The organism is Nitratidesulfovibrio vulgaris str. Hildenborough (genome assembly GCF_000195755.1).
Taxonomy (GTDB): Bacteria; Desulfobacterota; Desulfovibrionia; order Desulfovibrionales; family Desulfovibrionaceae; genus Nitratidesulfovibrio; species Nitratidesulfovibrio vulgaris.
The window spans coordinates 2,311,647-2,323,327 of record NC_002937.3; the positions used below are offsets into that span (position 1 = coordinate 2,311,647).

The window sequence follows — 11,681 nt, forward strand, 5'->3', positions numbered from 1 at the left end:
GTAGCCTTAAGACATCCACAAGAGGCCCCTTCCTCAGGAACGGGGCCTCTTTGCACTTTCTTGCCTAGGAGGCACTTGATGGCAGCTGACGATCATATTGAAATGGAAGGCGTTGTTGAAGAGGCCCTGCCCGGTACGCTCTTCCGTGTCGTGCTGGAAAACGGTCACGAAGTTCTCGCGCACCTGTGCGGCAAAATGCGCAAGTTCCGCATCCGCGTCCTTCCCGGTGACAAGGTCACTGTGCATATCTCCCCTTACGACCTGACCAAGGGCCGCATCGCACGCCGTACGACCACCCCTTCCGGTGGCCCCCGCCCCGCCCGTTCCGGCAACCGTCGCTAGGTCGCATCACCTCGCGTACAACGCATGACGCAGGCGCCCCCGACGGGCGTCCGCGTTCGTGCAGACGTTTTCCGCCATTCCACACCCTGCCAAGCGTCTCACGCAGCAAGAAAAGCCCCGCTGGCCGATTCACGATACCCGGAAGTCTTCCAGCGAGGCTATCTGCTCACTCCGCGCGCTTCGCGCCCCGTGTGGTCCTACCGCGACCCAGACGGGCAATCCCTCGCGGAAGCCCCGACCGGGAGTCGTTCCAACGCTGACCGGCTCATGAACTGTTGCACACATCCCCCACGCGCCCCTTCGGCATGAACCGCACCAGGGCTGACTGTATGCCGGAAGCCCGCTTCCCCATCAGTGGGTCACATCCATGCACCTGTCCCCCCTTGGCGCAAGGCAGTGCCACGCACCCCGGTAACGCACCCCGGCAACGCACCCCGTTGACGCACTCCGGTTTCACACACGAACCAGAGTCCAGGGAAGCTTGTCGCACTTGTATCCGCCAGCACACGCCACAGCGCGCGTTCCTGCGGGCATCTACACCTCAAACGCTTCGTGAAAGGTCACGACGCCCTTGGGCACTTCACCTTTGAACGGCATGGCGAAGAGATACTCCGGCGGGACGCCTTCGACATTCAACCCCGGCGCATTCATGAACCCGAAACGGACGTAGTAGGTGGGGTGCCCCACGAGGCAACATCCTGCGGCACCAAGCGACTGCAGGCGGGCAAGCCCTTCGCGCACCAGTGCCGTCCCCACACCTCGGCGCGGATACGCAGGGTGCACCGACAAGGGGCCAAGGCCAAACCAGCCCTCCGTACCGTCAGACACCGCCACTGGCGAAAAGGCCACATGGCCGATGACGCGGCCATCAAACACGGCAACCAGCGACAACGAAAGAGCCCCGGCGTGACGCAAGGCTTCGATGACATATGGTTCCCGCTTGTCACTGATGTCCAGCGTCGCAAACGCCTTGGCGGTCACCTCGAATATGCTGCCGATGTCCTCCGGCACTTCCTCCCGTACAATCATGGAAGCCACCATGTGCTCTCCCTGTAGGTGCATGTCTGTCCCTGGTTTCTTTCTGATGCACTGCCACACCCGCCACCGGGCAGTCATCGCTGTTTCTTCACTGATTTGACGAGCTTGCTGAAGTTCTTGTCCCTATGTCTTCTCTCATGCAACGACAGGGCACCGAACGCAGCCTCTTTCCGCAGCCTGATGTAGTTGTCGTAGCGCTCCTGCGAGAGAGTGCCCGCCTCTAGGGCTGCCCGCACCGCGCAGCCCGGTTCACGCTCGTGCCGGCAATCGTGAAACCGGCATGACCCGGCAAGCCGTTCAACGGCCTCACCCACGAAACCCTCTTCCGATTCCGGGCCGATGACGCCGAATTCCCGCATGCCGGGAGTATCGACCAGCAGCCCGCCACCGGAGAGTATGACCATCTGACGGCGCGTCGTCTGATGCCTGCCTTCCCCCGTGGCGCTCACATGCTGTGTCGCGAAAAGCTCACGCCCCAGCAGCAGATTGGTCAGCGTCGTCTTTCCGACCCCCGACGACCCTAGCAGGCAACAGGTCTTTCCCGCCTCCACCGCAGCCTTCACGGCATCCACGCCATCTCCGCTGTACGCGCTGGTTGCAATCACATCGACATCCGCCACGCTGTGCACGACTGCGACCAGCCCCTCGAGGGCTTCTGCCGAGACCATGTCCGTCTTGGTGAGCACTACAACGGGCTTCACCCCACCCTCGCGCACCATGAAGAGATAGCGCTCAAGCCTGTTGGGACAGAAATCGTAGTGGCACGACTGCACGATGAACGCCACATCGACATTGGCTGCGATCATCTGGTGGCGCCCTGTTTGCCCTGCGGTCCTTCGCCTCAGCCATGTCCGGCGGGGCAGCACATGATGGATGACACCAGCGGAAAGCCCTCCATGAATATCCAGCGCGACCCAATCCCCGACGCAGGGATAGTCTGCCGGGTCGTCGTGCTCATGGATGAAGCGCCCTGACACTTCTGCCGCAATCTCACCAGCGTTTCCCGTTGCCATGCAACGCCCCCGGTCCACAGCCACGATGCGTGCCAGCGACAGGCCGTCTGCAAGCCACCTTTCTCCATGTCCGGCGAACCATTCGTCATATCCCGAATCCGATAGCATCGTGCTCCCACCTGTTCCGTTGCAGAACACGGCAGACAGCACTGCCGCATTCGAAGTAGAGTGACAGGTATACGACCGGTACCCACCCGACCACCTCGTAGACGCTTAGTAGTGATGCTGTAGAACACCTGTGCCCGCGCCCCCGAAGAACGCGCGGGGAGGGGGCTTGGCATCCTCACGTGGTCAGTCTATAGTCGCTCCTGTCTATCGGCCATGGTCGGCGACGACCTCACCAGAACACCCTAGCATTCGGAGTTTTTTTGAAGAATTCACTCCAGATGGAGCTTGTGCCGCACCTCCGGCAAAGGCTCCTGCACATCTAGCACAGGACTGCCGGAGCCTTTGCTCGTTCCTTATTCCAATGAGGAGGGAGCATGATGGCATACCGGAACGCAGCTGCGGTACTCCCGCAGCATCTTCTGGAAGAGATACAGAAACACGTCGATGGGGCGTTCCTGTATATCCCGCGTAGACAGGAACAGCGCAGGCGATGGGGCGAGAACAGTCCCGCACGGGAAGAGATGATGCGGCGTGATGCCGCCATTGTCGCAGACTATCTTGAGGGTGAACGCGTCAGGAGTCTCTCTGAACGCTATCACCTCTCCGACAAGGCCATCTACAGGATCATCGCAAACCGGAAGTGAACATGAGCAAGACCCGCCTCCGTCACCGGAAGCGGGTCTTGAAGCATGACGGGGCGATACGCCCTCACCCCACGCCCTACAAGGTGTCGGCGACAGGCCCCCGAGGCATCCATCGTGATTGCGGGCGGACTCAACGCAAAAGAGGCGAAGCCTTTCGGCTTCGCCTCTTCACATCTCATGTGCTGACGCCCTAGAACGGCACGTCGTCCATGCCGCTGGCTTCCGAAGGGAACGCCGGGCCGAGGTCGTCGTCATAGGCCTGGTTGCCCATGTCGTTGTTGCGGTTCTGCTGGCGACCGCCCTGCCCACCCTGACCGGATTGGCCGCCACGGCCGCCGGTGGGATTGAACGAACGACGGGGCGAACCGCCGTCTTCGCCCTGTTGCGCAGCCTCGCCACGACGGTCGAGGAACTGCACGCGCTGCGCCTTTATCTCCGTGCTGTACCTGTCCTGCCCCTGCTGGTCCTGCCACTTGCGTGTCTGCAGGCTGCCTTCGACAAAGACGAGGCTACCCTTGCCGAGGAAGTTGGCGCAGTTCTCGGCGGCACGCTGGAACACGACGACGGTGTGCCATTCGACACGGTCGACCTTGTTGCCTTCACGGTCGACGTAGCTTTCATCAGTGGCGATGCGCAGGTTGGCGATGGGGGTGCCGTTCTGGGCATAACGCAGTTCGGGGTCTCGCCCGAGTCTTCCGATAATCATCACTTTGTTGAGCATGGTATCCTCTCGAGGGCGGCACACCGCCCGGTTATCATTCTAGGACGCGGGAGCGAGGCGTTCGAGTTCGTCGAGAGCGGCTTCGATTTCGTCGCTCAGACGATTGGCCTCACGCGGATTCCACTCTGCAAGGGCCTCTTCGAGGTTCGCCTTGAGAACGGCAGCGCGTTCTATCCCCTGCCCCAGCGCCTTGCGCAGGGTGTCGTTCCACCCGGCGAAGTTGCAGGCGTCGTCGAGAGCCGCGACCAGCTGAAGCACACCGCCGCCGTCAGGCCCGACCGGGCCGTCAGGCCACACGAGTGTGGTCAGACGGGGCCATGCTTGCAACACTTCCTCTTCCCGGAAGGTCGATGCCGAAACCCTGATCTGCAAATATCTGCCCACGGCTACTCCCGTTCCTCCCACTCCGTCTGGACTCTGGCAACCACCTCTTCGATGAGCGGCAGCTGTTCCTGCGGGCAGACGCCTATGAGCGGCTGCCCCGCATCCACGTTCTCGTTATGCTGGAAGTACACCGCATAGATGACCCCGTCGGGCCCGGAGTACCCCAGCGAAACTTCGCGCTTCATGCGCGACATGATGAAAAGCTCCATCCCGTCATGCACGGTCACCGACCGCGACCCCGAAGCCTTGATCTTCTTGTCCACGTCCGGCGTGAAGTAGTACTTCGCCCTTTCCGGCGCGTTGAACAGGTTCAGGGTACGCTGCAGGATGATGCGCAGCACCTCGTCACGCGAGAGGAAGTGACGGATGACCATAAGAGGTGTACGTGCCTCGACGAAACGCCCCTCAAGCGACGTCTCGATGCTGGTCACCTCTCCCTTCTCCCCGGCGTGGATGGGCTTCTTGTTGTGTTCACGTTCGATGGTGGCAAGCAGTGTGCCCGGCTTCTCCTTCCACATGCCCGACACACCGCGCACGCGCGTACCCACGGCGAGGTCGCCGAAGGTGACGACACCGCAGTGCGGTGCCACGACCTGTATCTCTTCGTAGGGCGAAGCCTTTATCTCTTCAAGCAGTTTCGTAACGTCCAGCATGGCTTTCCTTCTCCTGCCCTACCGGTAGTAGAGATTGCGGCCGCCCATGGTCAGCAGGGCCTGCTTCACATTGGCGCGGATGTCGCGACGGTCCCATATGCCCTGAATGTGTCCGCGCGAGAGGGCGCGGTAGGCACGATGGTAGTCGGGGGGAATGTCCATGCCCGTGGTCTCCTTGATGACCCCGGGCCCCGCAAAGCCGATGTTGGATGACCGCACGGCGAACTGGTATGGCGAACAGCCGAGGAAGCTGGCCACAGGCCCGGCGTAGGAGTTGGTGTCGTACAGGACGAGGTACAGCCCCCCGGCCTCGATGTAACGGCGCACGGCGATGGTGCAGCGCGGCATCTGGATGACACCGTTGGTGCCCTCCTGAATGCGGATGCCCGCCGTGCCATGCACATAGGCGAGGAAGGGGTAGCGCTTCTTCTTGGCTCGTTCAGCCGCCTGAATGAACTTCTCGCCCTCTGCGGCACCGACGGAACCACCACGGAAATCGGCCACCAGCATGGCGACCACGACCTTGGTGTTGTCGATACGCGCCTCGAACGTGACGCAACCGCTCTTGAGGCCCGTCTTCTGCTTGGCCTGATCGAGCTTGACGTCGAAGCCCTCGAAGGAAAGCGGATTCGCAGCCTCGACTTCGGCGTTGAACTCGAACACCGAGCCCTCGTCGAAGACGTTATGCAGATACCACTGGTACTCCATGGGGAAATGGTGCCCGCACGAGGTGCACACCCCGGCGAACTCACCGAACAGGTCAGGGGCCCACAGGTCGAGACAACCGTGTGTGGCGGCGTTGGGGCAGGTGATGGCCCTGTCCTGCTTGGCGCGGGGGCTCACATAGCTCCAGTTGCCGTTACGCTGCTCGGTCTCGTCCCATTCTGAAAGGGTCGTCAGGTCGCGGGCCGTATCCTCGCAGGCACCGCCGGAACCGGGCAGGGCGCAAGTGATGCGTCGCCACGGCTTGAGCACCTTCTCCTTGAGCACCTGCATCTCGGCATCGACCTCTTCGAGCACATAGGCGATCTTCTGCTGGTGCTTGCGGAACAGGTCGTACTTGAAGGTCGAGTACACGTCCCACCACATGTCCCACCACATGGACGCGGCCTTGCGCATGACGGGACGCCTGTCCTTGCATGCGGCGCGGGCGAGGCGCAGGAACTTGCGCTGCCTGCGCGCCACGAGGCGGTCTTTCGCGGAGGACGACAGACTCCAGCGCACATACACGCTGTCGAGGTCGAGGTCGGCGGTCTTGCGCCGACGGCGCAGGGCCATGGCACGCAACGGGGCGAACCCCTTCACGCCAAGCAGCACCTCGTCGGTGGCGCGGATGACCTCTTGCCGCAGGGTGCGGAAGAAGTCGAAGTGGTACGGACGCGCCCCGAGAGGCGGTTCGTCGATGACGTGGTCGATGTACCCCGACCGCAGGTTGTCCGCGGCGGTGATGCGCAGTTGCTGCGCACATTTCTCGATGAGTTCGGGCGTGGCCCGCTGACCGTGGCGCAGCCGTCCCTCGATGGCGGCGCCCCCTTCGGGCGAAATGACCGAATAGTAGCCGTGAGACAGCATGAGACGCCTGTCTGCAAGGCCGATGGCCTCGGCACCGCCCGAACCGCCCTCGGAGAAGACGGCGATGACAGGCACACGCAGCCCCGCCATCTCATACAGGTTGCGCGCAATCTGCTGTGCCGCACCGGGGTAGTCCTCCACCGGGAACGAACCCGGCGTGAACACATAGGTGTGTATGGGAATGCCCTCGGTCTCGGCGACCTTCATGTAGTGCAGGGCCTTGGCATTGCCCCACGGCTTGACGGAACCGCCGTTGCGGAACTCCTCGCCGTGGCCCTTCTCCTGCCCGATGACCATCACCGGCTGATGATAGGTCTTCTTGCCGCTACGTCGCGTGATGTAGGCGCGGGCGATGAGCATGCTGGGGTCGATGCTGTATTCGTCCTTGCCGCCGATCTCGGTGAAGTTGTCGTAGACGTTCTCGAGGATGTCGCGCAGGCAGATACGCTGCGCGTGCCGCACGATGCGCACCTTGTCCATGGGCGTAAGCTCGGCTTCGAGTTTGCGCTCCACGAAGGTGAAGAGATCTTCGAGTGTGGCGAGGGCGGGCCCGTTTTCCCCTTGGGCGCCCGTATCGCGCTGCGAGAACTCCGCAAGGCGCGTCGCAAGAAGCTCGATATTCTCGTTATGCTTGCCGCCGAAGATGTCACGGATGTAGCCGAGACGCTCGACGAGATGCTGTACTCTCTTCTCGTTGTCCATGCTGTCGCTTCCCCCGCTTTACCGGCGGGGACGGGTCGGATGCGCGATGCCGCGCGATGCGCGGCGTGAACAGCTAGAACCGCAGGATGCGGCCGGTGTTGTCGCGCAGGAAGTTCACGTTGGAACGCAGCTCATCGCCCGCCTTGTTCTGCCCCTGCAACGTCAGTCCTTCAAGGAAGCTGACGCCGCGCCGTTTCACCTCTTCGAGGTCCTTGCCCCAGATGATGGCGAGGGCGAGGTTGGGGTCGAATTCGGTGGGGATGTCGTAGGGCTCTTCGGTGGGGACATGCGTATACATGCGCGCCCAGTCCTCTTCGGGCCAGCCGAAGGCGTCGATACGCCCGACCCACGGCGTGAACCGGTTGTCGGGGTCTTCAGCGATGAGGCGGTACTCGATGCCGACACCTTCGAAGGTGATGTCCTCCTGACCGTAGCCGAGAGGCTGCCCGAGTCCGATGCGAATCTGTTCGGCGATGAGGTCGACCTCTTGCCCGTTCACCCTCGCGATACGGGCGGAGACGCCGTTCTCGACCTGGATGCGCGTGTTGACCTCCATGAGGAAGGGATGACCGTCACGTGTGACGATCCATTCCCACGTACCCACGTTGTCGTAGCCGACCTTCCGCGCCATGGCGAGCGAATGGTAGGTGATGTCGCGCAGCACCTGCGCCGCGTCGAACCCGTACTCGATGGAGGTGGGGTCGAACCCCGGCGCAACCTCGATACGCTTCTGCAGGCCGATGGACTGGATGGAGCAGTTGCGCGTGCCGAAATGGACGGGATTGCGCCCTGTCCTGTCGGAGACGATCTGCACTTCGAGGTGGTTGAAGTCGCGGATGCGCTGCTCGATGAGCACCCCTTCGTCCTTGAACTGACGCAGGGCGTAGTTGCGGATGCGGCGATACACCGACTTGAACAGGTCGAGGTCGTAGACCTCTTCGATGCCCATGCCCCCGCCGCCGGCAGAGGCCTTGACCAGCACGAGAGGCCTGCGGATGCCCTGCTGCTCCTGAAACTCGTAAAGGCTCTGTGCGACCTTTTCGGCTTCAAGTTCATCGTAGATGGGCTTGTCAGACCCCGGCACCGTGGGCACGCCGAGACTGCGCGCGAGGCGCTTGGTGTTGATCTTGTCGCCCAGTTCGCGGATGACGCGCCACGAGGGGCCTATGAAGATGAGCTTGCGCTCACGCTGCGCCACGCGCCGCGCGAAGCGGTAGTCCTCTGCGAAGAAGCCGTAGCCGGGGTGCACCGCTGTGCAGCCCGCGTCGTCGGCGACGGCGAGTAGTTCGTTGGCATCATGATAGGAGGACACCCGATAGAGGCTGTTGGCCCCGCCCAGTTCACGGGCGAGTCTCACATGGCCTGAGGCGGCGTCCTCCGCCGTGTACACGCAGGTGAACTCCAGACCCAGCCGGTGGCAGGCCCGGACGATACGGGTAGCGATTTCCCCTCTGTTCGCCACCAGCACCTTATGATCGTTCGTCTGCACCAATATCCCTCGTTGTTTCTTTGGACTCTTCATTCCGTTGTTCCGCGGCCTTGCGCTCGGCAATCTGCCGCTTCTGCACTTCGAGCACCAGTTTGTCGAGATGCTCCTCCTGCGCCCTGTTGGGGCCATCGAACGAACAGGCCACCAGTCCGGCGTCGCAACGCCGCACCACATGGGCCAGAAGCCCCTCGATGTAGGGTTCGCCATCGACGAAGAGGTCGAGCCTGAAGTGCTCCCCATCCACAAACGCATCGCACGGTGCAAGCAGGGCAAGCCCGAGTGCGCTGATGTCCCTCACGGCGTAGAGGCCGTGCGACGGAACGACGGCGGCTACCCCCTGCACCAGGGCCCTGTAGGCCTGCCTTGCACCATGTGTGGTCGGAAGGCTGAAATCGAAATCGTCGAACTCGTCGAATTCGGACATATGGCTACCTGACGACGCGACGCTCCAGAACGAACTCCACCCTTCGGTTGCGGGCACGGTTTTCGTCGGAGGTGTTCGGGAAAAGCGGGTCTAACTCACCAAGCCCGGTGGCTGTCAACCGTGCAGGCTCGATACCCGCCCCAAGAAAATAGCGCAACACATTAACCGACCGCAGTGCCGAAACTTCCCAGTTGTCCTTGAACCGCGCGTTGGCCGAGGGCTGCACGTCGTCTGTGAAACCCTTGATATTGATGTTCTGCTCGCGCCGACGGATGAAGAGGTCTTTCAGGGTCGCCAGCACCCTGTCCGCACCGGGGGCAAGTTCTACGGCACCGGGGGCGAAGAGCACCTCGGAAGGAACGCGCAGGGTGATGACCCCCTCGTCGAACACGGCACCGATGACACCTTCCACGCCGTTCACGGTGAAATAGGTGCGCATCTCGTTGTACGTCTGCCGTTGCGCCTCGATGAGCTCGCGTTGCAGACGCACCGTTTCGAGCAGCGCCCCCTCGTCGGTGCGGACGTTGCTGGTGGTCAGTTCCGATTCCTTGCCGCCGAAGACCATGCGCACGGTCTCGAACGATTCCGCGAAACGCTTCTTGTCGATGCTGGAGAGCGAGAACAGCAGGATGAAGAACGCAAGCAGGAGCATCGAGATGTCAGACAGCGTCGTCATCCACTCGTTCGGCGGTTCGTCCTCTTCGACGTCAAAGAGGGGTTCGTCATCGCCAGGAGCCACTCTTACGATCCTTCGGCGGCAGGAACGACGAGAGCTTCTCGTATACCAGCCGCGGGTTGTTGTTCTCGAGGATGGACTTGGCCCCCTCGAAGATGATGAGCAGGTGCAGTTCTTCCTGCATGCTGCGCGCCTTGAGCTTGCCCGCTATGGGCAGAAAGACGAGGTTCGACAGCAGGGCCCCGTAGAAGGTGGTGATGATGGCCACGGCCATGGCGGGGCCTATGGTGGTGGGGTCGTCGAGTGTGGCGAGCATCTGCACGAGGCCGATGAGGGTACCTATCATGCCGAAGGCCGGGGCGAAACCGCCCAGCCTGTTGAACACCGATATGGAGATGTTGTGCCGCCGTTTCATGGCGGAAATCTCGATGGCGACGGTGGTGCGAATGAGCGTAGGGTCGGCATTGTCGGCGATGAGCTGGCACGCCTTCTTGATGAGCGGATTCTCGGTCTGCACGTTCTCGAGGGCGATGATGCCCTCACGGCGGCTTATCTCGGCGATGCGCACCATGGTGCTGACGATGTCGCGCGCCTCGACCTTGCGGCTGCCGAAGGCCTTCAGGCCACCACGCACGGCCTGCCAGACCTCTTCAAGAGGGAACGTGACCAGAATGGAGGCGAACGTGCCGCCGAATACGATCATGGCACTCGGCAGGTCGATGAACTTGCCCGGCGCAGCGCCCATGAGGATGGCGCCAATCACAAGGCCGAAGCCGATGATGACGCCTACAAAGGTTGCAATATCCATAGGTTCAGCCTATAGCACCTCATGCGGCGGATGTAATGCCCTTACGGGCTGACATGCCGCCGCAGCTTCGTGGACACGCCCCCCTGCTCCTCACCCCGTTAGCCTTGAGTATCTTATGCAAAACCCGGAAAAAGTCCAGATTGCCGCCCAAGCGGTTCGTACGGCCCTGCCGCAAGGCTTCTCTCCCCGCGTGGGCATCGTCCTCGGCACGGGTCTCGGGGCACTCGCCAACGCGGTGACGTCCCCGGTCGCCATCCCCTACGAGAGTCTGCCCGGCTTTCCGCGTTCGACCGTCGCCTCGCATGCGGGCAGCTTCCTGTGCGGCTTTCTGGGCGGTGCCCCGGTCGTGCTACAGCAGGGACGCTGCCACCTCTACGAGGGATACCAGCCTGAAGACGTGTGCATGGGCGTGCGGGTGATGGCGGCCCTCGGTGCTGCCACACTTGTCATCACCAATGCTGCGGGCGCGCTGAATCCGCAATTCGACGCGGGCGACCTCATGTGCATCACCGACCACATCAACTTCACCGGGCGCACCCCGCTGGCAGGCCCCAATCACGACGCGTGGGGACCACGCTTTCCCGACATGAGCGCACCCTACGCCCCCGGTCTTGTCCAGTTGGCCATGCGCGAGGCGGGGCAACTGGGCATCCGCCTCGAACGCGGTGTCTATGTGGGCGTTCACGGACCGCAGATGGAGACACCTGCCGAAACGCGCATGTTCCGAACACTGGGGGCCGATGCCGTGGGCATGTCCACCGTGCTGGAGGTCATCGCCGCCCGTCATCTGGGCATGAAGGTTCTTGGCATCTCGTGCCTCAGCAACAAGAATCTGCCAGACTGCATGGAAGAGGCCCCGCTTGAGGAGGTCATACGCGTCGCAGGCATGGCGGGCGAGCGTCTCACCCGGCTTGTGGCCGCCATCGTGCCCCACATCTAGATTATAACACGGGCGTCCCGCCATGCATGAACGCGCGAGACGCCCGCCAAACAAGCCCTTGCGGCGTTTCGAGCCTGTTTCGTCACCCCGTCGGCATGAAGGTGACACTTGCAAGGCGTCTCGTGGTGCGCTACAGCACCCACCGCAACTTTCGCTTTTTCCCCCCT

The 11,681-nt window shown here is 62.4% G+C and carries 13 protein-coding genes; 3 read left to right on the top strand and 10 right to left on the bottom strand.

The annotated features are described in order from the left end of the window. Window positions 1-78: 78 nt before the first annotated feature. On the top strand, window positions 79-342 hold the full coding sequence (gene infA, locus DVU_RS10455) for a translation initiation factor IF-1 (protein ID WP_010939491.1): 264 nt from the start codon (window positions 79-81) through the stop codon (window positions 340-342). Window positions 343-876: 534 nt separating this feature from the next. Here the strand turns inward: infA and DVU_RS10460 are convergent. Continuing rightward, window positions 877-1,371 carry a GNAT family N-acetyltransferase gene (locus DVU_RS10460; RefSeq protein ID WP_223295096.1) on the bottom strand — a complete coding sequence of 165 codons (495 nt, stop codon included), beginning with the start codon at window positions 1,369-1,371 and terminating at the stop codon, window positions 877-879. A gap of 83 nt (window positions 1,372-1,454) precedes the next feature. Next, complete coding sequence (gene rsgA, locus DVU_RS10465; protein WP_010939493.1) at window positions 1,455-2,501, bottom strand: ribosome small subunit-dependent GTPase A; 1,047 nt, start codon at window positions 2,499-2,501, stop codon at window positions 1,455-1,457. Between the two features lie 374 nt (window positions 2,502-2,875). Here rsgA and DVU_RS10470 point away from each other — a divergent pair, with 374 nt between their 5' ends. Beyond that, window positions 2,876-3,145, top strand: a complete 270-nt coding sequence (locus DVU_RS10470; RefSeq protein ID WP_010939495.1) for a CD3324 family protein — start codon at window positions 2,876-2,878, stop codon at window positions 3,143-3,145. A gap of 190 nt (window positions 3,146-3,335) precedes the next feature. On the opposite strand, the gene DVU_RS10475 is transcribed toward DVU_RS10470, so the two are convergent. The 8 genes from DVU_RS10475 to DVU_RS10510 form a co-directional block, all read right to left on the bottom strand. After that, a complete protein-coding gene (locus DVU_RS10475; protein ID WP_010939497.1) occupies window positions 3,336-3,866 on the bottom strand; it encodes a single-stranded DNA-binding protein in 531 nt (176 codons plus the stop codon). 39 nt (window positions 3,867-3,905) lie between these two features. Further along, the gene (locus DVU_RS10480) at window positions 3,906-4,250 is read right to left on the bottom strand and encodes a hypothetical protein (protein WP_010939498.1); all 345 of its coding nucleotides are present in this window, start codon (window positions 4,248-4,250) and stop codon (window positions 3,906-3,908) included. A gap of 2 nt (window positions 4,251-4,252) precedes the next feature. Beyond that, complete coding sequence (locus DVU_RS10485; protein ID WP_010939499.1) at window positions 4,253-4,903, bottom strand: hypothetical protein; 651 nt, start codon at window positions 4,901-4,903, stop codon at window positions 4,253-4,255. An 18-nt stretch (window positions 4,904-4,921) separates the two neighbouring features. Beyond that, on the bottom strand, window positions 4,922-7,177 hold the full coding sequence (locus tag DVU_RS10490; RefSeq protein ID WP_010939500.1) for an acetyl-CoA carboxylase carboxyl transferase subunit alpha/beta: 2,256 nt from the start codon (window positions 7,175-7,177) through the stop codon (window positions 4,922-4,924). A 73-nt stretch (window positions 7,178-7,250) separates the two neighbouring features. Then, complete coding sequence (locus DVU_RS10495; protein ID WP_010939501.1) at window positions 7,251-8,666, bottom strand: biotin carboxylase N-terminal domain-containing protein; 1,416 nt, start codon at window positions 8,664-8,666, stop codon at window positions 7,251-7,253. Continuing rightward, window positions 8,647-9,090, bottom strand: a complete 444-nt coding sequence (locus tag DVU_RS10500; protein WP_010939502.1) for a PilZ domain-containing protein — start codon at window positions 9,088-9,090, stop codon at window positions 8,647-8,649. Before DVU_RS10500 ends, DVU_RS10495 begins: the two co-directional genes overlap by 20 nt. A 4-nt stretch (window positions 9,091-9,094) precedes the next feature. Continuing rightward, window positions 9,095-9,829, bottom strand: coding sequence for an OmpA/MotB family protein (locus tag DVU_RS10505; RefSeq protein ID WP_010939503.1), 735 nt, complete (start codon window positions 9,827-9,829; stop codon window positions 9,095-9,097). After that, the gene (locus tag DVU_RS10510) at window positions 9,813-10,574 is read right to left on the bottom strand and encodes a motility protein A (protein ID WP_010939504.1); all 762 of its coding nucleotides are present in this window, start codon (window positions 10,572-10,574) and stop codon (window positions 9,813-9,815) included. Before DVU_RS10510 ends, DVU_RS10505 begins: the two co-directional genes overlap by 17 nt. Window positions 10,575-10,689: 115 nt before the next feature. Between DVU_RS10510 and DVU_RS10515 the strand changes: the two genes are divergently transcribed. After that, a complete protein-coding gene (locus DVU_RS10515; protein ID WP_010939505.1) occupies window positions 10,690-11,514 on the top strand; it encodes a purine-nucleoside phosphorylase in 825 nt (274 codons plus the stop codon). Window positions 11,515-11,681 lie beyond the last annotated feature (167 nt).